We start from the raw sequence: 22969 nt of genomic DNA on the forward strand, positions 1-22969 counted from the left end.
AGGATAGCTCTGGGGCAGCGTGGGGGAAACTTAATTTGCCGTAACCCCCACGCCGAATCTGTCAGTAGCGTTCAAAGGCCTTGGGCTTGTTGCCCATGATGGCTTCGATCTTTTCGATCACGTCCGGGGTCAGCTTGGCCTTGGACTTCAGTGTCGAGAGGTTGTCCTCAAGCTGGGCTTTCTTAGAGGCGCCGAGGATCACCGTCGAGACATGCGGATTGGCGAGGCACCACAGCAGGGCCAGGTGATGCACCGGCAGGCCGATTTCCTTGGCCAGCGTCGCTAGTTGCTTGATCTGCTCCAGCTTGGCCTTGCCGGCCTCGCTGGTCCATTCTTTCTTGAGCCATTCATAGCCCGGCAGGTTCATGCGGCTGTCGGCGGGAATGCCGTCATTGTATTTGCCGGTGAGGGCGCCAGACGCCAGCGGCGACCAGATCGTGGTGCCCAGGCCCATCAGCTCATAGAGCGGCAGATAGTCGTGCTCGACCTTCTGGCGGGTGAAGAGATTATATTGCGGCTGCTCCATTGTCGGGCCGATCAGGCTGTTGGCGCGGGCAAAGGCCCAGGCTTCGGTGAGCTGCTGAGCATTCCACTCCGAGGTGCCCCAATAGAGCACCTTGCCCTGGGTGATGAGATTGTGCATCGCCCAGACGGTTTCCTCGATCGGCGTGTCGATATCCGGCCGGTGGCAGAAATAGAGGTCGAGATAATCCACCTGCAGGCGCTTGAGCGCGGCATGGGCGGCTTCGGTCACGTGCTTGCGGGAAAGTCCCTTCTGCGTCGGCTTCTCGCCGCCCCAAAACACTTTCGACGACACCGAATAAGAGTCGCGGCTCCAGCCCAGTTTGTTGAGCGCCGCGCCCATCAGGGCTTCGGATTCACCGGCTTCATAGCCTTCGGCATTGTCGAAGAAATTGACGCCTTCGTCATAGGCCAGGCCCATCAGCGACAGGGCTTCCTTTTCATCGACCTGCTTGCTGAAAGTGACCCAGCTGCCGAGCGACAGTTCGCTGACCTTGAGGCCAGATTTGCCCAAGCGACGATATTCCATAGCAATGTTCCTGATTTATCGGCAGTTGACGATGACGCTAGTGGGGCAACGGGTGTCTGTCCAGCCGGTTCCCACTCGTCATTGAACCGGGCGACGCGATCCGCGTTGCAAGCTCAGACAGAGGAGACGCCACATGCTCAAGGACAAGGATTCTGCGGCCATCGTCGCGGTGACAGACATGGCACGGGCCAGGGATTTTTACGGCAAGACGCTTGGCCTCTCGCTGGTCGAGGGCGATGACAATGTGATGCAGTTCAAGACCGGCGCGACCACGCTTGTGGTCTACAAGTCCGACTTTGCCGGCACCAACCAGGCCAATGCGGTGGTCTGGGGAGTCGGCGACGAGATCGAGGCGATCGTGGAGGCGCTCAAAGCCAAGGGTGTCAGCTTCGAGCAATATCCCGGCATGGACTACAAGGACGGCATCCACTCGGCTGGGGATTTCAGGATGGTCTGGTTCAAGGACCCGGACGGCAATATCCTGCACCTGAACTCGATGTAATCACGGCCGCTCGCGCAAAAACTTCGCCAGGTCGTCGGTGATGTGATGCACATGCGGGCCGGCGGCGCGGTCGAGTTCCCAAGCGTCGACCTGTTCATGCACGAAGTCCGGGCCGGCCACAACCTGCACGGTCGACATGCCCATGTCATGCGGCACGACGAGGTTTTTCTCCAGGTCGTCGAACATCACGGCGCGGGTCGGGTCGATGCTGTGCAGGGCGAAAAAGCCGTCATAGGCGGCCTTGTGCGGCTTGGGCACATAGGTCATGGCGCGGATGTCATGCACATGCTCGAACAGGTCATCGCCGCCGAGCCGTTTCAGCACCGAACGCGCATGGCCGACATCGCCATTGGTCAGGATGAACTTGCGGCCGGGCAGGGCGCGGATGGCGTCCACCAGGTCGGGATGCGGATCGACCGGCGCATAATCGATGGCATGGACGGAATTGAGGAAATCGTCGGGATCGACGGTGTGCTGGGTCATCAGCCCGTTCAGCGTAGTACCGAAGTCGCGGTAATAGGTCTTCTGCAGGGCGCGGGCGGCGTCGAAATCCAGCTTGGTCAGGTCCATCACATAATTGGTGATGCGGATATCGATCTGGGCGAACAGGTTGCAGCTGCGCGGATAGAGGGTGTTGTCGAGATCGAACACCCAATCGGTAATGTGGCTGAGGCTGCGAGGGGGCGACATATGGTTCATAGTCGCTCGAACCTAGCGCAGATTTGTGAACATTTCACCTGACGAAAAAGGGAGCGGCGCTGACGCCGCTCCCCCTAGCCGAAATTACTCAGCAGCCTGGTTGGCTTCGACGACGAGACCGAGCGCGGTGATCAGGCCGGCCGGGTTGGCGGCAGCGGCCATCAGCACCAGCAGCGAGGTCGGCGACGGCGGGGCGATCTTGACCTCGAGGCTTTCCGGCGCGTCGAGGAAGGCTTCCACGGGCGGGATCACCACGTCATTAAGGGCCGGGATGCCCGAGCCGGCCAGCATCAGCGGCAGCTGTGCCTTGAGGCCGGTGACGAAGGTGGCACGGTCGGTGCCGGCCTCGGCGGCAAAGAAGTCGAGCAGCTTGCCGGCCAGCGAGGCGTCGTCATAGCGCACCGAGGTGTTGACGATATTGACGCCCTGCATGATCGCCATGCCCTGCATCATCTGTGCCTGGGCCTGTTCTTCGGTCGGTGCAGCGCCGTCCGTCGTCGCCATGGCAGCCTGCATCGCATAGAGCTGGTCGAGCACGGCCGGGGTCAAGCCGGTAAATTCGCCGGTGATGTCGAGCGCGCCGATATCGGCGAAGTCGAACAGGAATTCATTGAGCGTCATATGGCCGTCAGCCATGGTCCAAGAGAAATCCTGGGTGATGTCGCCGCTGACATTGGTCAGGCCAAGCGCTTCGATCGTGGCGCCGGCTGCGGGGTCTTCTTCGCTGACCGTCGACAGATCGAGCGAAATGCCGGAGATGTTCAGCACCGAGCTGAGGTCGACCAGATCGGCCGTGCCCTGCGACGGGTTAAAGGTCGAGACGGCTTCCATGCCCTCGACCGAGAACACTTCCTCGCCATCGCGGGTGACGACGACAGGACCACTGCTCAGCGAGCCGACCAACTGCAACAGCATGACGGCAGGAACTGTGTCGCCAGCGGGAATATAGAGGCTGTCGGCGCGGATATCGCTGGCGGTGACGTGACCAACCGGCTCCGGTGCGCTGGCAAATTCGGTGTCGATATCGGGGATGGTCAGCGATTCGACGGTGTAGCTGCCGTCAGCGCCTTCGGCGACGCCCGAAAAGGTCAGCTCGGTATCGAAAACCGTCGGCTCCATGCCTTCGACCTCCGGGGTGAAACCAACGGTGACGCCATCGACAGTGATGGTGTCGCCATCCAGCGTGGCCGCGCCGAAGCTGAGGTCATAGCCGATGTGCTTGTACACTTCAGCAACGCGATCGACAAAGGCCTGGGCCTCCAGCGCCATGGCTGGGGTCATCAGGGCAGCGGTCGCAACGCTGCTCAGCAGCAGCAGGCGGGCAGTCTGGTTGGTCCTCATCGTCATCTCCGGCTTTGTTGTGTTTATTGGTCGGTTGGGCGAATTTATTGGCTCTGGAACCAATCGCCGCTGAGGGGAAATGGCTCCTTGAGCATTGAGTTGCAATAGATTTAGGCCACAAAGCGGCTTGCTGTCTTTATTGTCGGTTTATTGCATCATAACGACGACGACACGATTGTGACGCTTCTGCCGTTCAGGCCCGTTCGTGATCGAGAAACTGCCGATAGGCCGGATTATTCGTCTCTTCCCAATAGGGAAAGCCGATGGCCTCGATATGAGCGATGAAGTCGCTGCGCGTCGCCTCGGGCACCTGCACGCCGACCAGCACGCGGCCATAGTCGGCGCCGTGATTGCGATAGTGGAACAGGGAGATGTTCCAGGCGTCGTTGAGGCCTTCGAGGAATTTCAGCAATGCCCCCGGCCGCTCGGGGAACTGGAAGCGGTAGACCACCTCGTCATTGAGATCCTCCACCCGGCCGCCGACCATATGCCGGACATGCAGCTTGGCCACTTCATTGTCGGTGAGGTCGAGCACGCCCAGGCCATGGTCTTCTAGCAGGGCGATGATTTCCTGCTTTTCCGCCTCGCCGCGGCTGAGCTTGATGCCGACGAAGATGCGCGCCCGAGCACCATGGGCATAGCGGTAGTTGAACTCGGTGATCGAGCGTTGGCCGAGCAGGCGGATGAAGGCGCGATAGCTGCCGGGACGCTCGGGGATTTCAACGCTGAGCAGAGCCTCGGCCCGCTCGCCGATCTCGGCGCGCTCGGCGACATAGCGCAGCCGGTCGAAATTGACATTGGCGCCGGAATTGATGGCGATCAGCGCGCCACGCGGCGCCTGGCCGGTCTCGACCTGACGGCGCAGGCCGGCCAGGGCCAGCGCACCGGCCGGTTCGGCAATGGCCCGCATGTCGTCAAAGATGTCCTTGATGGCGGCGCAGATTTCGTCGGCGCTGACGGTGACGATATCGTCGAGCAGTTCGCGGCAGATGCGGAAGGTTTCCTCGCCTACCTGGCGCACGGCGACGCCATCGGCAAAGAGGCCCACCTGGTCAAGCGCCACCGGATGGCCGGCGGCAATGGCGGCCTTCATGCTGGCGGCTTCTTCCGGCTCGACGCCGATCACCCTGATTTCGGGGCGCAGGAATTTGACAAAAGCGGCAATGCCCGCCGCCAACCCGCCACCACCGACCGGCACATAGATCGCACCGATCTCGCCCGGATGCTGGCGCAGCAATTCCATGCCGATCGTGCCCTGGCCGGCAATGACATCGGGATCATCGAAGGGATGCACCACGACATAGCCATGCTTCTCCGCCAGTTCAGCCGCATGGGCGCGGGCGGCATCGAACCCGTCGCCGAACAGCACGACTTCGCCACCCAGCCGCCGCACGGCACCGATCTTGATCACCGGCGTGGTGGTTGGCATGACGATGACCGCACGAATGCCCTGGCGCGCGGCCGAGAGGGCGACGCCCTGCGCATGATTGCCGGCCGAAGCGCAGATCACGCCACGGGCGCGCTCTTCTTCGGTCAGCTGGGCGATGCGGTTATGCGCGCCGCGAATCTTGAAGGAGAAGACCGGCTGCATGTCCTCGCGCTTGAGCAGTACCTCGGCGCCGAGCCGGGCCGACAGCAGGTTCATGGTTTCAAGCGGGGTCTGTTCGGCCACTTCATAGACCGACGAGGTGAGGATGCGGCGGACATAGTCCTGCATTTGCGGGCACTCCAATGTGACGCTGATGGAGCCCCGGACCGAGGCTTTGTCAACCCGGCGGCAGGGCAAGCCCCAATGCGGGCTGGACAAAGCACGCAAATTATTCCGTTATCGTCGGGCTGCGTCGCTTTGGGGAAAGCGGCGCCAGAAGCCGGCACATGAAATGACGGGCCTGGACTGTCCCGTTGCCGACACGATGCATGACGAGATGAGGCGCCTTTTCGGTTGAGCGCGTCTGAAACTTTCCGTCAGCATCTGTCGTTTATGATGACGGACGATAGCGTGCGGAGGGGTCATGTACCTCGGAAAACTAGCGGTAATCTGTGGGCTCGCCGTAGAGGCGTGGATGGTTTTGTTTGTCGCGGCAGCCGGCATGCAGTTTTTGGCGGTCAGCCTGCTCGGCTAGTGCAACTGGCCGGTTAGATAGAGCAGCCCGACAATGGGCAGCACAAAGCTCCATCCCAGCAGCACCAGCCCGGCGGCGGATGCTGCGCACAGTGTCAATAACTTCTTCATCGATACAATCCTGCGTCCCGCCACAGAAATAGCGCAGGCGTGTTTTAGTTCAAATACCTTCCATTGTTATTCTTAATCGGGACGCCTCAGGGAGTTAGCGTCGCAGCTCACCGTATGTCCGTCCGATTTTGCATGGCTGGCACTCCATCAATCATTTGATTGAGAGGAAATTTGGGTCTATAGGCAGCACCCATGAAAAGCGAAGACTGCAAATCTCTCGATCCCACGGCACCCGGCAAGCGCGAAAGCGGCGATGACCGGCGCATCGCCGTGGCCAAGGCGGCACGGGCGATCATCGTCGAAAAGGGCCTCGAAGGCCTGCGCACCCGCGACATCGCGGCGCGTGTCGGCATCAATATCGCCACGCTGCATTATCACGTGCCCACCAAGGAAGCCCTGGTCGCCCTGGTGGCAGAGAGCATCCGCGCCGAGTTCCGTGCCCAGGCCCTGCGCAATTCGCGCGAAGGCAAGACCGGCCTCGAACAGCTGCATCTCGAGTTCGACGATTTTCGCGAAACCGCACGGGAAATGCCCGAGCTCATCATCATACTGACAGAACTTGTCGAGCGGGCGAGGCGAGATGCCGCCGTCGCCGCGATCGTCCTGCCGCTGCACCGGTTCTGGCGCGGCCAGTTTGCCGACATCTTCCGCCTCGGCATTGCCGATGGCTCTTTCCGGCCCGACCTCGACCCCGAGGCGGCCGCCATGATTGCGACCGGCGCCCTCTCCGACTCCTGGCGCCGGCCAGACACTTCGCCTTCGCTGGTCGAGCAGGCTTTGGCCGAGCTCGAACGCGCTTTTATCCGCAGACCATAAGCTCAAGGAAAACTACCATGTCCGCCCATTCTCCCGCCGCTGCCGGCGCCGCAGCACCACCCGATCCGCGCCGCTGGATCGCGCTCTTCGTGCTGCTCATCGCCAATTTCATGAACCTGATCGACGTGACCATCGTCAACGTCGCGCTGCCTTCGATGCGCACTGGCCTTGGTGCCAGCGATACCCAGATCGAATGGGTCGTCGCTGCCTATATACTTGCCTTCGCGCTGGGGCTTTTGCCCTTCGGTCGCCTCGGCGACATCCTGGGCCGCACCACGCTCTTCCTCTGGGGCGTTGCCGGCTTCACCATTGCCTCCGCGCTCTGCGGCATGGCCCCCAATATTGAATTCCTGATCGTGGCCCGCGTGATCCAGGGCTTGGCTGGCGCCATGATGACGCCGCAGGTGCTGGCCATCGCCACGGTGACCTTCCCGCCCCATGAACGCGGCCAGGCCTTTTCGCTGTTCGGTCTGTCGGCTGGTCTTGCCGCCGTTTGCGGCCCGATCGTTGGCGGCCTGCTGATCAACGCCCAGTTGTTCGGTCTCGACTGGCAGCCGATCTTTTTGGTCAACGTTCCCGTCGGCATCGCTGCCGTGGTCGCCGGCCTCTACCTGATCCCGCGCGTGCCGGGTCATCCTGACATCAAGAACGACTATGTCGGTATTGCCCTGTTCGGCCTGTCGATCATCGCCGTGGTCTTCCCGATCGTCGAAGGCCGCGCCTATGGCTGGCCGCTCTGGGCCTTTGGCATGATCGCCGTGGGCCTGATCGGTCTGGTCGCCTTCTTCTTCTGGCAGAAGGCCCGCGCCCAGCGCAACGAACCGCAGCTGCTCAACTATGATCTCCTGACCAACAGGGATTTCATGTTCGGCGCGTTTGTCGTGACCATTTTCGCCTCGGGCATTCCCGGCATGTTCATGGTCATCTCCCTGCTGCTGCAGGGCGGCTTCGGCTTCAGCGCGCTGGAATCGGGCCTGACCAATACGCCCTTCTCGGTCGGCGTGCTGATCGCTTCGGGTATCGCCGGCCGCTTTGGCGCCAACTACCTGCGTGGCCGTCTGGCCGGTGCCGGTGCGCTGCTGACGCTGGGCATTGCCTGGCTGCATTTCATCATCGCCGGTGTCGGCGACACGATCGACCACTGGAGCTTCCTGCCGCCGCTGCTGCTGGCCGGCATCGGCCTTGGCCTCGGCTTTTCGTCGCTGTTCCAGCTGGTTCTGGCCAATGTGCCACCGCGCGATGCCGGTGCCGGTTCGGGTTCGCTGCAGGCCTTTCAGCAGGTCGGTGGTGCGCTCGGCGTGGCACTCGTGGGCGAGCTGTTCTTCACGACGCTGGCCAGTGACTTCGCCACCGGCGCAGCGCCGCATGCCGCCTTCGCCAATGCGACGGCCTATGCGCTCTGGTACCAAGTGGCGGCTTTCGCCCTGGTCCTTGTGCTCGCCTTCTTCTTCAAGGCGCCCAAGCGCGGCGCAGGCTTTGCCCCGCCCCAGCATGTGGCCATCGAAGTCTAGCAAACAAAAAAGGCCGCCCCTCGGGGCGGCCTTCAATTCAGGATCGGCGGTTTTTAGAACTTCCAGCCGAGGCCGGCGCGGATCACCGCATTGCTCGGCTCGCTGGTGCGGCCGGCGGGACCAGGCACCGAATTGACGCCATAATGGGTCCAGGTCGCATTGAGGCGGGCCATGATGTTCTGGGTGACCATCATGTCGACGCCGAGGCCGAGCTGGAAACCACCGGCGGTGAATTCCGAACCGGCGCCCAGAGCTGGCGACATGTCAAAGCGGCCCCAGGAATAACCCACGGTGCCATAGGCCAGCACATTGTTGGCGACGGGGTAGCCCAGCGTGGCGCGGACTGCGGTGTCCCACTTCAGCGCACCATAGTTGAGGCCGTTATACTCGAACTGGGTCGCGACATTGTTGAGCTCGGCATCCACGCCGAGCACGAACCAGTCGTTCAGCTGCATGCGATAGCCAGCGAAGACGCCGGCGCTGCCGCCGATATCGCCGAGCAGCTGCTCGGTGGCCGGGGGCGTCGCGATTACGGTATTGGTCTCATGGCTCTTCATGCCGATCAGGCTGCCCTGCGCACCGACATAGAAGCCATCCCAGGCCGAATAGGCCGGCTGGTAGGTCTGGTTGGTGATGACCGGCGCCACCAGCTGCTGCGCATTGGCAGCCAGCACGGGCGCTCCAGCCACAACCGCGATCAGCGCCGCCGCCAGCTTGATCTTGAAACCCATGAAAACCCCCAAAAAATGAACTGGCTAAAATTTGCCACGTTTTGTTAGATGGGGCCATGACCAAAGGGTCACACCCCCACCCAAACCGTCGTGCATCCCCGCTATGGTTAGCGAACGATGAGCGTACCGGCGCCGAACTCGGTGAATAGCTCGACCAGCACCACATGCGGCATCTTGCCATTGAGGATCACCACGCCCTCGACGCCATTGTCCAGCGCCTCGAGGCAGGTTTCCACCTTTGGAATCATCCCGCCCGAGATGGTGCCGTCGGCGATCAGCTCCTTGGCCTCACGCACCGAAAGCTCGGGGATCAGCTTGCCATCGCGGTCGAGCACGCCCGGCACGTCGGTCAGGAACAACAGGCGCTTGGCGCCGAGCGAGCCGGCGATGGCGCCCGCGAAAGTATCGGCATTGATATTATAGGTATTCCCGTCGCGGCCGGGTGCGACCGGGGCGATCACCGGGATCATTTCCGAACGGGCCAACAGGTCGAGCAGCGTGCGATCGACTTCCACCGGCTCGCCGACGAAGCCGAGATCGAGCACTTTCTCGATGTTGGAGGTCGGGTCCTTGACGGTCTTCACGGCCTTCTTGGCAAAGACCATATTGCCGTCCTTGCCGCAGAGGCCGATGGCCCATTCGCCTTCGGCATTGATCAGCGCGACAATTTCCTTGTTGATCGAGCCGGCCAGGACCATTTCGACCACTTCCATGGTCCGCTGGTCGGTAACGCGGAGGCCGCCCTCGAACTTGGATTCGATGCCCAGCTTGGCCAGCATCGAGGCAATCTGCGGCCCGCCGCCATGCACCACGATCGGATTGACCTTGCTCTGCTTGAGCAGAGCGATGTCGCGGGCAAAGGCCTGCCCCAGCTTGGCGTCGCCCATGGCATGGCCGCCGTATTTCACCACGACGGTCTTGCCCTCGTAGCGCTGCATATAGGGCAGGGCCTGCGCAAGGATCCCCGCATCATGGCTGAAGCGGTCGGTCGAGCTAGTCTCTTCGGTCATGGAGGGACCCATTCTGTTGGCAAGGCGGCACGCGGTTCGCAACGGGTCTAGAGCATGAATGCGGAAAGGAAAAGACGGTTGTGGCGCATTTGCCAATTGATCCAAGCGAGTTTTTGAGGCGTTGTAAGCTCATGCCGCACATCGCACCGGGCAAGGGCGAGGCAAAGGCATCAGGGGAGGCATGCAATACCCATGGCCACGACAACGACACCCGCTCAAGAGGTTGCCGACCTCATCGCCCGCTGCGCCCTGCGCGACCGCGCCGCGTTCAAGTCACTCTATGAACGCACCAGTGCGAAACTCTTCGGGGTGACCCTGCGTATCTTGAAGGACCGATCAGAAGCCGAAGAGGCGGTTCAGGAAGTTTACGTGAAGATCTGGCAGCGCGCCGATCGTTACGTGGCCGGCAATACCAGCCCGATAAGCTGGCTCGTTGCTGTGGCACGCAACCATTCACTCGACATCCTGAGGGCCCGCCGTCCGGCTTCCGACGATATCGATGTGGCGCTCGAAATTCCTGACGCAGGTCCCTCTCCGGAGCGGGCGGCCCAGAATAACGAGGAAAAAGGCCAGATCGAGAAGTGTCTTGGTACGCTCGAACCCGATCGTGCCGACGCGGTGCGCGGCGCCTATCTCGATGGCTATAGCTACGAGGAACTGGCCAGCCGCTACGCCGTGCCCTTGAACACGATGCGGACCTGGCTGCGCCGGAGTCTGATCAAACTGAAAGAGTGTCTGACAGCATGAGCACGAGTGATGACATCGGCGGAGAATTCGAGGGACGCAATGCCCTCGTGGCCGAGTATGTGCTCGGCCTGCTGTCCAGCAGCGAACATGCCCGCGTCGGCAGCCTGATCGACAACGATCAGGGTCTGCGCGCCGAACGCGATTTCTGGCTGTCGCGCTTTTCCTCGCTCAATGACGAATTCGTTGAGACCCCGGTCCCCGGCCATATCTATTCGGCGATCGCCAAACGGGTGTTCGGCGAGCAGCGCACCTCCTTCTGGGAGAATCTGATGGTCTGGCGCGGTATCGCCGCCGGTGCCCTGGCTGTCGCCGTGGCTGCCGTCGGCTTCAACCTGGCCCAGCCCGCCCCCGATTCGGGCGCCTTGGCCACCCAGCTTGTCGCCGCGCTTGAAGGCGAAGGCAGCAATGTCAAATTCGTCGCGCTCTATGATGGTACCGGCAATGTCCGCCTGACGGCTCTGTCGGGCGATGACCTGCCCGGCCAGGATTACGAACTCTGGGCCATCCAGGGCGACAATGCCCCTGTCTCGATGGGCGTCATTCCGGTCAGCGAGCGCAGCGCCATCACCCTCTCGCCTGAAGTGATGCAGGGCTGGGGCGAAGGCTCGGTACTCGCCATTTCGATCGAACCCGATGGCGGTTCGCCCACCGGCGCCCCGACCGGCCCGGTTGTCGCAACAGGTGTCGCGACGCCGATCTAGTAGATCTGCATCTCGGCAAGCGTCAGATAAATATAATGAAAATCGAGGGCCATCATCCAAAAGGATGGTGGCCCTTTTTGTTGCACGATATCAGGTTACGCTGTGTAGACTGTTATGGATCACCGGAAAGTTTTATTTTCCGCGCACAATAATGTTTTGAAACTTCTCCCGAAGCGGCCCGTTCCTTCGACTGTCCCCGAAACAACAAGGGGAACAAAACACAGAGAGGAACGACTACCATGAATTTCCGCGCAATCACCCTCGCAGCAATGCTGACCGTTTCCGCCATTTCCGGCTCGGCTGTCTACGCCCAGGAAAATCCCGAAGTGGGCGGCGCTGCCATGTTCGCCGACAAGAACATCATTGAAAACGCCGTGAATTCTGCTGACCACACGACGCTCGTCGCCGCCGTCAAGGCTGCCGGCCTGGTCGAAACCCTGTCGGGTCCCGGTCCGTTCACCGTTCTCGCTCCTGTCAACGCCGCTTTCGACGCCCTGCCAGCCGGCACTGTCGACGCGCTGCTGAAGCCAGAGAACAAGGAAATGCTGTCGACCATCCTGGCTTGCCACGTGATCCCGGCCAAGGCTCTCTCCACCGACATCGTCGGCATGGTTGAAGCCGATGGCGGCGAGCATGTTGTTGACACCGTTGGCGGCTGCAAGCTGACCCTCAAGGCCGTCGATGGCAAGGTCACCGTGACCGACGAAAACGGCACCGTTGCCAATGTGACCATCGCCGACGTGATCCAGTCGAACGGCGTGATCCACGTCATCGATGCTGTGTTGACCCCCAAGTCGGCAATGTAATAATCCCGGTCCTTCCCGGACCGGCATTGTAACCAAATGCGATGCCACTTCGAATGGTGTCCATAGAGAGGGTGCCCGCCCCCGGCGCCCTCTCACCACAACTTGACGTGCCGATACCTTGCCCTGGGACTACTATTGGCCGTCACTTCACCCCGCGCTGCCGCCCGCATCCCTCCTGCGGTCCCGGGCGCGGGGTCACCTTTGAAAGGGAAGAGAAATGGCAATCGACCGTCGTACCGTGCTGCTCGGTGGCTCCGCCATCGCCGTGCTTTCCGCCTTTGCCCTGCTGCGCCCGATGAATGCGCCGGCCGAGGCTGCCGAAGGCGACTTTCCCTTCAAGCTGACTGACGACGAATGGAAGGCCAAGCTTTCGCCCGAAGCCTATGACGTGCTGCGCCACGAAGGCACCGAGCGCCCCTTCACCTCGCCGCTCAATGATGAGCACGGCACCGGCACCTTCGTCTGCGCCGGCTGCGACCAGAAGCTCTTTGCCTCCGAGACCAAATTCGACAGCGGCACCGGCTGGCCCAGCTTTTACACCTTCATCGAGGGCGGCATCGCCACCTCGGTCGATGACAGCCTCTTCATGCAGCGCACCGAAGTACACTGCTCCAACTGCGGTGGCCATCAGGGCCATGTGTTTGAAGACGGCCCCGAGCCGACCGGCCTGCGCTATTGCATCAATGGCGTGTCATTGAAGTTCGTGGCGGCCTGATCAGGCTTCGTGCCTAAACCCACCCCCACCGACCCCTTCGGGGCCACCCTCCCCACAAGGGGGAGGGATAAGAAAGATCGAGTCCGCTGGACGAGGGCTTCCCTCCCCTGAATGGGGAGGGATTGAGAGTGGGGTGATGTCTGGCCCCCATGCAAACATCGCACTTTCGCCTTCTTAGCCGGCTGGCTATATCCATCTCCATGAAACTCACCATCATCCAGACCGGCGATGTGCCGCAGCCGCTGCGTGGCCAGTTCGGGCCATACCGGAAAATGTTCGAGACCATGTTCGATGGCACCGGGCAGGGCTTCAGCTATGAGATGATCCCGGTGTCAGATGGCGCGCCGCTGCCCGATCCGGCCAGCCTTGAAGGCATTGTCATCACCGGCTCGGCTGCGGGCGTCTATGAAGACCATGCCTGGCTCAATCCGCTACGCGCCTTCATCCGCGATGCCTATGGCAAGCAGACCAAAATGCTCGGCGTCTGCTTTGGCCACCAGATCATGGCCGATGCGCTGGGCGGTGACGTCCGAAAGTCTGAAAAGGGTTGGGGCCTTGGCCGGCATAGCTATGCGGTCAAATCCAGGCCCGATTTCATGCGCACCGCACCGGTAGCACTGGCCGTCGCCTGCTCGCATCAGGATCAGGTGATCAGCCCGCCCAAGGATGCCGAAGTCATCCTAGCTTCGGACTTCACGCCCAACGCCGGCCTCGCCTATCGCAATGGCGCGGCGCTGAGCTTCCAGCCGCATCCCGAATTTGCCGATGACTATACGTTGGCGCTGGCCGAGCTGCGGCGCGGCAAGGCGCCCGACATTCTGGTGGATAGGGCGCTGGCCTCAGTTGCCACGCCATCAAATAGCGCTGATGTTGCTGGCTATATCGGGCAGTTCTTCAAGAGGCGCTGACATGGCTGTGGCGGAAAAGCTGTCTGCGGTCGATTCCTACATGGACGAGTTGCAGCACGGCCGGAAAGCGGAGATCGAAACGCTCCGCCGGCTGATCCTTGACGCCGTGCCCGACCTCAACGAACGCATCAAGTGGAATGCGCCCAGCTTCGGCAAGGGGGAGGATGACCGCATCACCATGCGCATCCATCCCGGCGACCGGCTGCAGCTGATCCTGCACCGCGGCGCCAAGGCCGGTGCGGATGATCTGTTCCGCTTCGAAGATCCAGAAAAGCTCATCGCCTGGGCCGCGCCGGATCGTGGCGTGGTGACCTTCAAGGATGCCGAAGATCTGGCGGGCAAGTCGGTGGCCCTGCCGGAAATCCTCCGCCGCTGGGTGGCCTGCACCACGCGCTAGAGAGCCTCAGCTCTCCAGCAGCATCGCAATCTCGGTGCGCAATTCCTTCAGCCCTTCGCCCTTGACCGACGACGTCAGGATCACATGCGGATGCGCCGCGGGGCGTTTGGTGAGGGCGGCCTTGGTGGCGGCGATGACCTTGACCAGTTCTTCGGCGCTCGGCTTGTCGGCCTTGGTGAGCACCACCTGGTAGCTGACGGCGGCCTTGTCGAGCTCGTTCATCACCGTCAGGTCATTGTCCTTGGGGCCATGACGGCCATCGACCAGCACATAGACGCGGCGCAGGGTGGCGCGGCCGGTCAGATACTGGTGGATCAGCTTGGTCCACTGCCGCACCTTGTCTTCGGGCGCGCGGGCATAGCCATAGCCGGGCATATCGACGATGCGCAGGTTTTCGCTCTGGCTTTCGAAGATGTTGAGTTCCTGCGTGCGGCCCGGCGTGTTGGACGTACGGGCCAGGCCCGAGGTGCCGCAGAGCGCATTGATCAGGCTGGACTTGCCGACATTGGAGCGCCCGGCAAAGGAAATTTCCACCTTGTCCATCGGCGGCAGGTCGGCAATGCGCACGCAGCCTTTGACGAAGAGGAAGGGCCGCGCAAACAGCAGCCGGCCGCGCTCGATCATGTCGGTAGGATAGTCGATGTCGCTCATGGTGCTGCTCGCTTCAAACAATAAGCCCGCCGGAGGTCTCCGGCGGGCAGTAGCATTTCTGATCGGATGTGGCGATCAGGACTTGGCCGGTTCGTCGACCTTGGGCTTCTTGCGGAAGGTGTCGAGGATATTGCCCAGCAGGTTCACTTCGACGCCATGGCGCTTCATGATGAACCACTGCTGGGTGACCGACAGCGTATTGTTCCAGGCCCAGTAGATCACCAGACCCGCCGGGAAGGTGCCCAGCATGAAGGTGAAGATGATCGGCATGTAGTTGAAGATCATCGCCTGGGTCGGATCCGGTGGCGGCGGATTGAGCTTCATCTGCACCCACATGGTGATGCCCATGATAACCGGCCAGACGCCGAGATGCAGGAACGAGCCGATCAGCGGCACCGCCGTGGGGTTCCACGGGATCAGGCCGAACAGGGTGAAGATATTGGTCGGATCGGGCGCTGCCAGATCCTGGATCCAGCCGAAGAACGGCGCATGGCGCATGTCGAGGCTGATGAAAATAACGGTATAGAGGGCGAAGAACACCGGGATCTGGATCAGGATCGGCCAGCAACCGCTGAGCGGATTGATCTTTTCCTTCTTGTAGAGCTCCATCATCGCCTGCTGCTGGGCAGGACGATCGTCCTTGAGGCGCTCCTGGATCGACTTCATCTCCGGCTGCACGCGGCGCATCGCCGCCATCGAGGCATAGGAGCGGCTGGCAAGCGGGAAGAACAGCGCCTTGACGATCACCGTCACGGCCAGCACGGCGACGCCGAAATTGCCGATGATACCGTTCAGGAAGGTCAGCAGGAAATACATCGGCTTGGTGATGAACCAGAGCCAGCCCCAGTCGATCAAGAGGTCGAAGCGGTCAAAGCCATATTCGGTCTGATAGGCCGAAATGACGGCCTCTTCCTTGGCGCCGGCAAACAGGTAGCTCTCGCGCTCGGCAGTGGCGCCGGCCGCGATGACCACGGGCGTGGTCTCGACATAGGAGGTCTGGTAGTCGTCGTAACCGGCCGAGTTGGACCAGTTGAAACGGGCGTTCAGCGTCGTGCCGGCGGGCGGCAGGGCAGCAGTGGCCCAATATTTGTCAGAGAAGCCGAGCCAGCCGGTGGTGTTCTCGTAATCGACGCGCAGGTCCTTCTGCAGGTCGGTATATTTCTTCGAGATCAGGTTGTTCGACCCCAGCACGCCATGCGGGCCTTCATGCTGGATGAAGAAATTGGCGACCTTGGGCGTGTTGTAGCGGGTGATGCGCGCATAGGGGTAAAGCGCGACGTCGCCACCGGTATTGTTCTCGATGCTCTGGCTGATGGTGAAGAGGTAATGCTCGTCCACCGAAATCACGCGGCGGAAGACGAGGCCCGCGCCATTGTCCCAGACCAGGGTCACCGGCGTCTCGGCGGTCAGCGTGGCCACGTCGCCTTCGACGGCCCAGACGGTCTCTGCATTGGGAACGGCGATGGAATTGGCCGCGACCGGCAACCAGCCTTCTTCGGCAAAATAGGAATTGGGCACGCCCGCCGGGGTCAGCAGGGTGATGATCGGGGAATCGTCTTCCACCGTCTCGCGATACTGCTTGAGGCGCAGGTCATCGAGCAGGGCGCCGGTCAGGTTGATCGAGCCCGAGAGATCCTCGGTCTCGATGCTGACGCGCTGGCTGGCGGCCAGGGCCTCTTCGCGCGTGGCGAAGGCGGCCGTGCTTGCGGCGCCGGCAACGGCAGGCGTTGCGGCCGAGCCGGGGCTGGCCGGTGTCGCAAGACCCGGATTGGTCGCTGCAGCCTGTTCGGCCGCGATCTGGGCCTGCTGCTGTGCGCGTTCCATCTGCGGACCGGCAACGAAGAACTGCCAGCCGAACAGCACGACCATGCTGAGCACGATGGCCAGGATTATGTTGCGATTGTTTTCCATTATCTCGGTTTCCGTGGGCCGCGGCCGGGAGATGCGCGCTCGTCGGGCGACCTGGGCTTGTGCACGCGCACGATCAGCGCGCCCAGGTCGTCAACCAGCTTGGTAAAGGGTTCTGTCAGCGCTTCGCGCCGTCCGACCAGCACATAGTCATGGTGGGGCACAAAGTCACGCGCGCATGCTGTCACAGCCGCACGAAGACGACGTTTTATGCGATTGCGCTCAGGGGAGTTGCCGGTTTTCTTGGTGACGGTGAAACCGATACCGGGAGCAGCCTCGTCGGCCGCGATCACTTGCAGCCCAAACGCAGAGCGCCCGGCGCGATTGCCCCGGGCAGCCCTTTGAAACTGGCTTCGCTTGATCAGCCGACGCAGGGCGTCAGGCGTCTGCTCGATGGCCGTCATCCGGCCACAGGGCCTTAGGCCGTGAGCTTCTTGCGGCCGTCGCGGCGGCGCTTGTTGATGATCGCACGGCCGTCCTTGGTGGCCATACGGGCACGGAAACCGTGACGGCGGGCACGCACGAGCTGGGACGGCTGATAAGTACGCTTCATGACATCAAACCGCGCCGGGCACGGTTCCTCTAGTTTGGCTCTGCACAAGCAGGAATTTCAGACACACATCAAGCGCCAAGCGCCCACGGTGCGGGTTGGTGGCGTCTATAGGGAAAACTTGGAGCCAAGTCAACGCGGCAAGGCCCACTTCCTTGCCTGCTCTCCCCCGTTGTTTTCATGTGCCGTTGCCCGCATAAGTCGAGCAACATTCCAACCGGGCCGTTGGCGGTAATGGCGGATTTAGCAAAACCTGACCTCTGCGTCATCGGCGCGGGCGCGCTTGGCACGGCCCTGGCCATCAAAGCCCACCAGGCCGGGCTCGCGGTCGTGCTGGTGCCGCGCCCGCGTGACGAGGCCAATGACCCGACCGCCGGCAGCCTGCGCCGAGCCGCCTTTGTGGCCAGCGCCGAACGGGCGCAAATGCTGCGCGCCGCCTCCGAACTCGGCCTGAGCAATGCCGAACCCAAACCCAATTTTCGCACCATCGGCGAACGCGCCGACGCGATTGCCGAAGCCGTCGCCCCGCGCGATACCGACGAGCGGCTCACGGCGCTGGGCATCACGGTCCTCTCCGGCGAGGCCAGCTTCACCGACCGCCAGACCATGCGCTGCGGCGAGACCTCGATCCGCCCGCGCCAGTTCGCCCTGACCACCGGCTCGCAGCCGCTGGTTCCAGCGCTGCCCGGCCTCGACGAGGTCAAATTCTTCACCCCCGATTCCATCGGCGATAACCTCCGCAAGCTCAGCCATCTGGTGGTCATCGGTGGCACGCCGCTCGCCTTCGAACTGGCCCAGGCCTATCGCCGGCTCGGCTCCATGGTGACGCTGGTGCCGCAGGGCGGCCTGCTGCCGGGCTTTGATCCCGAACTGGTGGCGATCCTGCTGCGCGACCTGCGCGCCGAAGGCCTGGTCATTCTCGACGATGCCGAAGTCACGGCCATCAACAAGCGCAGCCAGGGCACCGGCATTGCCCTCAAGCGTGGCGAGGCCGAGGACAGTCTCGACGTCTCCCATATTCTCGTCGCGATGGGCAGAACGCCCGATCTCGACGCTGCCCTGCTCGACCCCACCAAGCTGCGCCGCCATCGCAGCCATGCCGACCGCCTGCTGCTCGGCCCCGATGGCCAGACCTCCAACCCGCGCATCACCGCGCTGGGCGGCGCTGCCGGTGAGGACGAGGTCCATGTCGGCCTCAAGCAGGCGAGCTTGCTGATCGACCGTCTCAGCGGTCGTGGCCACGGCCGGCTCGACGAGAACACCCTGCCGCGCCTGGTGCAGACCCGGCCCATGCTTGCCCAACTCGGTCCGCTGGATGCTACCCTGCGGCCCGGCCAGTCCGTGCTGCGCAGCAATCTCGCCGAAAACGAAACCGCGCGTGCCCAAGGCGCAGCGCATGGCGTGGCCAAACTGGTCGTCGATGCCAAGGGAAGCATCGCCGCCGCCGGCAGCATCGGGCAGGGTGCCGGCGAGACCGCTGGCCTGTTGGCGATGGCCATGACTGCCGGTCTCAGGCTCGGCGATCTTGCCAACCTGGCCCTGCCGCAGCCCAGCGCTGCCGCGGCCCTGGTCGATCTGGCGGAACAATTTGCCGGCCAGCAGGCTAAAGCTGGCTGGGCGCAGAAAATTCCCCTGCTCGGCCGCCGCTGATCCCGCGCGACGAGGGGCTTCCGCGCAAGGCCCCTTTCCCTGTAATGATTTGATATGACAGCCGAACGCAGCGTCCTGCCCGGCCGGTTCTCCGGTCTATCGATCAAGCTCATCGCCACCATCATGGCGGTGATCCTGCTCGTCGAGATCGTGGTCTATCTGCCCTCGCTGGCCAATTACCGCGCCAGCTGGCTCGATGACCGCCTGCGCGTCGGCGTAGTGGCCGCCCGCGTGCTCGATGCCGTGCCCGACGTCATGGCCCTGCCGCGCGAACTTACCGACCGCCTGCTGACCTCCGCTGGCGCCTATGCCATCGTCTATCGCCGCCAAGGCCAGAGCCAACTGATCGAGCTGGCCGATCCCTTCAGCCCCGATGTGGTGGTCACCGCCGATATGCGCCAGCGCGATCTGCCGAGCTTGATCATGGGGGCACTCGATACGCTGTTCGCCGGCCCCGGCCGCACCCTGCGTATCGTTGGCGAGGGCGACATCGGCTCCAGCCAGGTCGAACTCTTGATGTCCGAGCGCCCCCTGCGCCAGGAAATGCTGGCCTATTCGCGCCAGATCGGCATTGTTTCCTTGGCCATCGCCGCCATCACCGCCGTGGCGCTTTATCTGCTGGCCAGCTATCTCTTCATCTATCCCGTCCGCCGCCTGACCCAGAACATCCTTGCCTTCCGCCAGGCCCCCGAGAATGCCAGCCTCGTCATCGTCCCCTCGGCCCGGCGCGACGAGATCGGCATTGTCGAACGCGAACTGGCGGCCATGGAATCCGATCTCTTCTCCATGCTGCGCCAGCGCCGCCATCTGGCTGACCTCGGCCTCGCCGTCGCCAAGATCAACCATGACCTGCGCAATACGCTGACCTCGGCGCAATTGCTCTCCGACCAGGTGGCGACGCTCGATGATCCCAAGGTGCAGCGCCTCGCGCCGCGTCTGGTCACCACGCTCGACAAGGCCATCGGCTTTGCCCAATCGGTGCTCGATTATGGCCGCGAGACCGCCGCCCTGCCGGTGCTGGCGCCCGTCGCCCTGCGCCCGCTGATCGATGACGCTGCCTTCGAGGCGCGGCTGGTCGGCCATCCCCATGTGGTGTTCAGCAATGGTGTGGATGCGGCGCTGATACTAACGGTCGATTCCAACCAACTCGGCCGGGTGTTCCTCAACCTGCTGAAAAACGCCCGCGAAGCCTTGGAAGCCTCCAATGTCGCGGCGCCTCAGGTTTCCGTCACGACAGCCGAGAGCGCGGATAGCATCACCATCTCGGTATCCGACAACGGCCCCGGCCTGCCGCCGCGGGCCCGCGACAATCTTTTCGTGGCCTTCGAAGGCTCGGCGCGGGCCGGCGGCACGGGGCTGGGCCTGGCCATCGCCCGCGAAATCACCGAGGCCCATGGCGGCAAACTGGTCTTCGTCGACCAGCCGCAGGGCACCCGTTTCGATCTCGTCCTGCCGCTCAGCCTGCGCGTCCCCAACTAACTTTCCCCACTGACGAAAAACTGTCATGCCGCGCTTGCCAAGCCCGGATCACCCATGTATGGGTTGCGCCGCTTCAGGACGTTGAGCACATCGCTCCCCCCTGAAACTGCCGGTCCAACCGGTCGTGCGCGCCCTTAGCTCAGCTGGATAGAGCACCAGACTACGAATCTGGGGGTCAGGAGTTCGAATCTCTTAGGGCGCGCCATTCCTCTTCCAATGACAACTGTCGGGCCAAATCGAACCTGGGTCGATTACAAAGGTTCTTGGGTCGATCCCGAGTCGATGAGGTTCGGCCCCTTAGCTCAGCTGGACTAGAGCACCGGTCTTCTAAACCGGTTGTCGGTGGTTCGAATCCACCAGGGGTCACCAGGATAGGCGACGCTTCGAAGCGGCGCCAGCACGTTTGGTCGCGTAGCTCAGCCGGATAGAGCGTCGGATTCCGATTCCGAAGGCCGGGGATTCGATTTCCTCCGCGACCGCCACTAGGCTGCTGCTCTTTGCCGGTACTAAGCGTCTGTCCTTAATACGGCGCATCGCGGTTCGTGCTGCCGCCTCTGCCAAATCACTCCGGATTTTGTCGGATAGAGTTTAGTCGGAGTCGATTTCAAAAATTCGCGGTTCGATCCGACGGCGCCAACATCCGGCCAGCGCAGTGCTGCGCTGGCCGGATGTTCCTTTTTTAGTATCAATTGACCCAAATGCCTTGGACACCGCGAATTGCTCGCAGTAGCTGGTTCGCATTAGTCGGGTATTGCAGGATCCGAAAATCTCCATGAAAGTCAAAGCCATGGATATGCCCCGTCATCTCGCCCCCTCGTCTGCATCATGCGAACAGGAAGGCGTGGTTGCAAGACCTTAGATATTTGATGATTTGCCTATCGCTCCCCTTCAATCGTCGTCTCGATCGAATCTTCAGATTGATGGTTGACCTGCAGACTAAGGTTCCTTATTTGTTCCAGACCTGAAGCGAGAGCTACCATGTCGCACACCGTGCACATCGCTGGATCGAAGGTCGGCAACGAATTGTTCGTCGCCGCCGTGTTCCCGTGCGTTCTCGCTCGTCTCTCCCTCATATCGCTATCGGGTAGTCGCGCGGCCGTCTGCGCCTGAACCACTCCCGACATAGCGCCCAAGAAGGGCATAGAGGACCGGCCTGCCGGGCGCATCTTTGCGTCCCGCCGCCGGCGAAGAGACACATCATGGCCGACAACGACGACGAATTTCCCGACCTGGACATGGACCAAGACGAAGACAGCGAGCCCACGCCGGCGCGCATTCGCAAGATCGGTTCGCCCAGGACCGCCAACGATCTGCTGCCCCAAGCGCTGATCGAGAACGCAATCGGCATGGACGGCATTGCCCGCATCAAGGAGGCCGCAGTAGCGGTCTGAAGCGATGGATCGGCCTAGGTCAACATCGCTTAGAAAATGGAATGTTCCAGGTGATAGGTACATGTGCTGGATGAGAATTGATCCATGAGCAAACAAGAGCCTGTCGTACCGTTGGAGTTCGATCCCAGGGTGACGGATGACGAAGCAGATTACCTGAAGTTTTCCGAAGTTGCCGGAGGGCAGATTGTTACATGGCCAGCGGTCGGAGAATCTCTGTTCGTCCCGACCTTTAAATGGTGGCCGGATCTAGACGCGATTACCGTCGCCAACGGCAGCAGATTTGTATGCCATGGCGCGGTGGGTTTCAGCCTAGGAAGGTACCACGAGTTCGTCATCGAGCCTATGCTATGGGAAAATGGCGAACATCATCCTTCGATGCTAGCTGCCAACCTGGGTGGTGTCGAAATTACCTTCGGTGATCCATCCCCACTTATCGCCTTTTTGCTGGAGGGGCCGCGGGACAAGCACGTCGGAGCTTGGTCGGATTTTTCGACGGTGAGGATTTTGGGTGTGGATACCTCGGTAGGTGAAGCGGCCTTTCTTAATGCTTGCCGGTGGCACTATGAGGTTACGGGTGTGTGGCCCTTGCTATTGCCGGTGGACATGGAGTGGGGAGAGCTCCCCGCCGTACCGAAGTCGGGTGAAGTCGCGTCTGGGCCGCCGATGCTGTCAAACGTTGAACCTCTACGATTCTTATATTCTGCCATGACCCAGAAGGATGACACGGCGGCATGCGTCTACCTGTACAAGATCATCGAGTATTTCGGATTCTTCTCAAGTGCCGCTCAGATGAGTTCTCTGAGACACGACCATTCGATCAGCAATTTTGATTTCTCGAAGAAGGTGCTGGAGCTCGTCTTCAAAGACGAGAAGGGGCCAATCATCAAGCTCGTTCACGACCTTGCTGACGCGACTATCCTTTCGGCAGCGGCAGAAAACGGCCTACCCTCAGAGAGTGGTCATAAGCTAGCCGATGCGATGTATTCGTTCCGAAACTCCATCGTTCACGGCAAGTACAGCTACGGCTTTACCCTTCAAGCGGCTTCGGTGCTGCAGGTGGATACCTTAGCGCGAACTTGGCGGCCCATTCTACTTGCGCTCGCCCAAGGCGCCATTCGGAAGTTCGGTACACCGCTGTCGACCTGAAAGATCAGCCGACCCAAAAAACATTG

Annotated in this window: 23 protein-coding genes and 3 tRNA genes; 16 read left to right on the forward strand and 10 right to left on the reverse strand. The window is 61.9% G+C overall.

What is annotated here, in order from left to right:
• Window positions 1-61: 61 nt before the first annotated feature.
• Entirely contained in the window at window positions 62-1051 is a 990-nt protein-coding gene (locus BM045_RS02050) for a potassium channel beta subunit family protein (protein ID WP_092179331.1), read from the reverse strand.
• A gap of 133 nt (window positions 1052-1184) precedes the next feature.
• Between BM045_RS02050 and BM045_RS02055 the strand changes: the two genes are divergently transcribed.
• Window positions 1185-1553, forward strand: coding sequence for a VOC family protein (locus BM045_RS02055; protein ID WP_092179332.1), 369 nt, complete (start codon window positions 1185-1187; stop codon window positions 1551-1553).
• Here BM045_RS02055 and BM045_RS02060 read toward each other — a convergent pair whose 3' ends face one another.
• The 3 genes from BM045_RS02060 to ilvA all read right to left on the reverse strand — a co-directional run bounded on the left by BM045_RS02060 (window position 1554) and on the right by ilvA (window position 5310).
• On the reverse strand, window positions 1554-2252 hold the full coding sequence (locus BM045_RS02060) for a pyrimidine 5'-nucleotidase (RefSeq protein WP_092179333.1): 699 nt from the start codon (window positions 2250-2252) through the stop codon (window positions 1554-1556). It lies immediately after the preceding gene.
• Between the two features lie 84 nt (window positions 2253-2336).
• Window positions 2337-3593 (reverse strand): DUF945 domain-containing protein, encoded by a 1257-nt coding sequence (locus BM045_RS02065; RefSeq protein ID WP_139198675.1) that lies wholly within the window; start codon window positions 3591-3593, stop codon window positions 2337-2339.
• A gap of 193 nt (window positions 3594-3786) precedes the next feature.
• Window positions 3787-5310, reverse strand: coding sequence for a threonine ammonia-lyase, biosynthetic (gene ilvA / locus BM045_RS02070; RefSeq protein ID WP_092179335.1), 1524 nt, complete (start codon window positions 5308-5310; stop codon window positions 3787-3789).
• A gap of 708 nt (window positions 5311-6018) precedes the next feature.
• Here ilvA and BM045_RS02080 point away from each other — a divergent pair.
• Together BM045_RS02080 and BM045_RS02085 are read left to right on the forward strand one after the other, a co-directional pair.
• Entirely contained in the window at window positions 6019-6642 is a 624-nt protein-coding gene (locus tag BM045_RS02080; RefSeq protein WP_092179337.1) for a TetR/AcrR family transcriptional regulator, read from the forward strand.
• A 17-nt stretch (window positions 6643-6659) separates the two neighbouring features.
• The gene (locus BM045_RS02085) at window positions 6660-8153 is read left to right on the forward strand and encodes a DHA2 family efflux MFS transporter permease subunit (protein WP_092179338.1); all 1494 of its coding nucleotides are present in this window, start codon (window positions 6660-6662) and stop codon (window positions 8151-8153) included.
• Window positions 8154-8206: 53 nt separating this feature from the next.
• Here BM045_RS02085 and BM045_RS02090 read toward each other — a convergent pair whose 3' ends face one another.
• Complete coding sequence (locus tag BM045_RS02090; RefSeq protein WP_092179339.1) at window positions 8207-8884, reverse strand: outer membrane protein; 678 nt, start codon at window positions 8882-8884, stop codon at window positions 8207-8209.
• A 107-nt stretch (window positions 8885-8991) separates the two neighbouring features.
• The gene (gene argB, locus BM045_RS02095) at window positions 8992-9894 is read right to left on the reverse strand and encodes an acetylglutamate kinase (RefSeq protein ID WP_092179340.1); all 903 of its coding nucleotides are present in this window, start codon (window positions 9892-9894) and stop codon (window positions 8992-8994) included.
• 192 nt (window positions 9895-10086) lie between these two features.
• Here argB and BM045_RS02100 point away from each other — a divergent pair, with 192 nt between their 5' ends.
• From BM045_RS02100 to BM045_RS02125, 6 genes are all read left to right on the forward strand, one after another.
• The gene (locus BM045_RS02100; RefSeq protein WP_092179341.1) at window positions 10087-10641 is read left to right on the forward strand and encodes a sigma-70 family RNA polymerase sigma factor; all 555 of its coding nucleotides are present in this window, start codon (window positions 10087-10089) and stop codon (window positions 10639-10641) included.
• Window positions 10638-11342, forward strand: coding sequence for an anti-sigma factor (locus BM045_RS02105; protein WP_092179342.1), 705 nt, complete (start codon window positions 10638-10640; stop codon window positions 11340-11342). Before BM045_RS02100 ends, BM045_RS02105 begins: the two co-directional genes overlap by 4 nt.
• A gap of 239 nt (window positions 11343-11581) precedes the next feature.
• Window positions 11582-12148, forward strand: coding sequence for a fasciclin domain-containing protein (locus tag BM045_RS02110; RefSeq protein ID WP_092179343.1), 567 nt, complete (start codon window positions 11582-11584; stop codon window positions 12146-12148).
• Between the two features lie 223 nt (window positions 12149-12371).
• Window positions 12372-12863, forward strand: a complete 492-nt coding sequence (gene msrB / locus BM045_RS02115) for a peptide-methionine (R)-S-oxide reductase MsrB (protein ID WP_280139434.1) — start codon at window positions 12372-12374, stop codon at window positions 12861-12863.
• 200 nt (window positions 12864-13063) lie between these two features.
• The gene (locus BM045_RS02120; protein ID WP_092179345.1) at window positions 13064-13771 is read left to right on the forward strand and encodes a glutamine amidotransferase-related protein; all 708 of its coding nucleotides are present in this window, start codon (window positions 13064-13066) and stop codon (window positions 13769-13771) included.
• A 1-nt stretch (window position 13772) separates the two neighbouring features.
• Window positions 13773-14168, forward strand: a complete 396-nt coding sequence (locus BM045_RS02125; RefSeq protein ID WP_170848333.1) for a DUF1801 domain-containing protein — start codon at window positions 13773-13775, stop codon at window positions 14166-14168.
• Between the two features lie 6 nt (window positions 14169-14174).
• On the opposite strand, the gene yihA is transcribed toward BM045_RS02125, so the two are convergent.
• The 4 genes from yihA to rpmH form a co-directional block, all read right to left on the reverse strand.
• Window positions 14175-14819, reverse strand: a complete 645-nt coding sequence (gene yihA / locus BM045_RS02130) for a ribosome biogenesis GTP-binding protein YihA/YsxC (protein ID WP_092180789.1) — start codon at window positions 14817-14819, stop codon at window positions 14175-14177.
• Between the two features lie 75 nt (window positions 14820-14894).
• Window positions 14895-16730 carry a membrane protein insertase YidC gene (yidC, locus tag BM045_RS02135; protein ID WP_092179347.1) on the reverse strand — a complete coding sequence of 612 codons (1836 nt, stop codon included), beginning with the start codon at window positions 16728-16730 and terminating at the stop codon, window positions 14895-14897.
• Window positions 16730-17131, reverse strand: coding sequence for a ribonuclease P protein component (gene rnpA, locus BM045_RS02140; RefSeq protein WP_092179348.1), 402 nt, complete (start codon window positions 17129-17131; stop codon window positions 16730-16732). The genes yidC and rnpA overlap by 1 nt, the downstream gene beginning before the upstream one ends.
• 14 nt (window positions 17132-17145) lie before the next feature.
• Window positions 17146-17280 (reverse strand): 50S ribosomal protein L34, encoded by a 135-nt coding sequence (rpmH, locus tag BM045_RS02145; protein WP_046136922.1) that lies wholly within the window; start codon window positions 17278-17280, stop codon window positions 17146-17148.
• Between the two features lie 231 nt (window positions 17281-17511).
• Between rpmH and BM045_RS02150 the strand changes: the two genes are divergently transcribed.
• The 7 genes from BM045_RS02150 to BM045_RS02185 all read left to right on the forward strand — a co-directional run bounded on the left by BM045_RS02150 (window position 17512) and on the right by BM045_RS02185 (window position 22943).
• A complete protein-coding gene (locus BM045_RS02150) occupies window positions 17512-18927 on the forward strand; it encodes an FAD-dependent oxidoreductase (protein WP_170848334.1) in 1416 nt (471 codons plus the stop codon).
• Between the two features lie 54 nt (window positions 18928-18981).
• A complete protein-coding gene (locus tag BM045_RS02155) occupies window positions 18982-20406 on the forward strand; it encodes a sensor histidine kinase (protein WP_092179350.1) in 1425 nt (474 codons plus the stop codon).
• Between the two features lie 128 nt (window positions 20407-20534).
• Window positions 20535-20611: transfer RNA gene (locus tag BM045_RS02160), tRNA-Arg, on the forward strand.
• An 86-nt stretch (window positions 20612-20697) separates the two neighbouring features.
• Window positions 20698-20775, forward strand: a tRNA-Arg gene (locus BM045_RS02165).
• 36 nt (window positions 20776-20811) lie between these two features.
• A tRNA-Arg gene (locus tag BM045_RS02170) sits at window positions 20812-20888 on the forward strand.
• 717 nt (window positions 20889-21605) lie between these two features.
• Complete coding sequence (locus BM045_RS02180; RefSeq protein ID WP_092179352.1) at window positions 21606-21797, forward strand: hypothetical protein; 192 nt, start codon at window positions 21606-21608, stop codon at window positions 21795-21797.
• Between the two features lie 84 nt (window positions 21798-21881).
• Window positions 21882-22943: a hypothetical protein gene (locus tag BM045_RS02185; protein WP_092179353.1), complete on the forward strand. Its 1062-nt coding sequence runs from the start codon at window positions 21882-21884 to the stop codon at window positions 22941-22943.
• Window positions 22944-22969 lie beyond the last annotated feature (26 nt).

The sequence above is a fragment of the Devosia sp. YR412 genome (assembly GCF_900110945.1).
Lineage (GTDB): Bacteria > Pseudomonadota > Alphaproteobacteria > Rhizobiales > Devosiaceae > Devosia.

Excerpts from the sequence above, each read along its gene's own strand:
- BM045_RS02050 (WP_092179331.1), bottom strand. The coding sequence starts at position 1,051 with ATGGAATATCGTCGCTTGGGCAAATCTGGCCTCAAGGTCAGCGAACTG.
- BM045_RS02055 (WP_092179332.1), top strand. The coding sequence starts at position 1,185 with ATGCTCAAGGACAAGGATTCTGCGGCCATCGTCGCGGTGACAGACATG.
- BM045_RS02060 (WP_092179333.1), bottom strand. The coding sequence starts at position 2,252 with ATGAACCATATGTCGCCCCCTCGCAGCCTCAGCCACATTACCGATTGG.
- BM045_RS02065 (WP_139198675.1), bottom strand. The coding sequence starts at position 3,593 with ATGAGGACCAACCAGACTGCCCGCCTGCTGCTGCTGAGCAGCGTTGCG.
- ilvA (WP_092179335.1), bottom strand. The coding sequence starts at position 5,310 with ATGCAGGACTATGTCCGCCGCATCCTCACCTCGTCGGTCTATGAAGTG.
- BM045_RS02080 (WP_092179337.1), top strand. The coding sequence starts at position 6,019 with ATGAAAAGCGAAGACTGCAAATCTCTCGATCCCACGGCACCCGGCAAG.
- BM045_RS02085 (WP_092179338.1), top strand. The coding sequence starts at position 6,660 with ATGTCCGCCCATTCTCCCGCCGCTGCCGGCGCCGCAGCACCACCCGAT.
- BM045_RS02090 (WP_092179339.1), bottom strand. The coding sequence starts at position 8,884 with ATGGGTTTCAAGATCAAGCTGGCGGCGGCGCTGATCGCGGTTGTGGCT.
- argB (WP_092179340.1), bottom strand. The coding sequence starts at position 9,894 with ATGACCGAAGAGACTAGCTCGACCGACCGCTTCAGCCATGATGCGGGG.
- BM045_RS02100 (WP_092179341.1), top strand. The coding sequence starts at position 10,087 with ATGGCCACGACAACGACACCCGCTCAAGAGGTTGCCGACCTCATCGCC.
- BM045_RS02105 (WP_092179342.1), top strand. The coding sequence starts at position 10,638 with ATGAGCACGAGTGATGACATCGGCGGAGAATTCGAGGGACGCAATGCC.
- BM045_RS02110 (WP_092179343.1), top strand. The coding sequence starts at position 11,582 with ATGAATTTCCGCGCAATCACCCTCGCAGCAATGCTGACCGTTTCCGCC.
- BM045_RS02120 (WP_092179345.1), top strand. The coding sequence starts at position 13,064 with ATGAAACTCACCATCATCCAGACCGGCGATGTGCCGCAGCCGCTGCGT.
- BM045_RS02125 (WP_170848333.1), top strand. The coding sequence starts at position 13,773 with ATGGCTGTGGCGGAAAAGCTGTCTGCGGTCGATTCCTACATGGACGAG.
- yihA (WP_092180789.1), bottom strand. The coding sequence starts at position 14,819 with ATGAGCGACATCGACTATCCTACCGACATGATCGAGCGCGGCCGGCTG.
- yidC (WP_092179347.1), bottom strand. The coding sequence starts at position 16,730 with ATGGAAAACAATCGCAACATAATCCTGGCCATCGTGCTCAGCATGGTC.
- rnpA (WP_092179348.1), bottom strand. The coding sequence starts at position 17,131 with ATGACGGCCATCGAGCAGACGCCTGACGCCCTGCGTCGGCTGATCAAG.
- rpmH (WP_046136922.1), bottom strand. The coding sequence starts at position 17,280 with ATGAAGCGTACTTATCAGCCGTCCCAGCTCGTGCGTGCCCGCCGTCAC.
- BM045_RS02150 (WP_170848334.1), top strand. The coding sequence starts at position 17,512 with ATGGCGGATTTAGCAAAACCTGACCTCTGCGTCATCGGCGCGGGCGCG.
- BM045_RS02155 (WP_092179350.1), top strand. The coding sequence starts at position 18,982 with ATGACAGCCGAACGCAGCGTCCTGCCCGGCCGGTTCTCCGGTCTATCG.
- BM045_RS02180 (WP_092179352.1), top strand. The coding sequence starts at position 21,606 with ATGGCCGACAACGACGACGAATTTCCCGACCTGGACATGGACCAAGAC.
- BM045_RS02185 (WP_092179353.1), top strand. The coding sequence starts at position 21,882 with ATGAGCAAACAAGAGCCTGTCGTACCGTTGGAGTTCGATCCCAGGGTG.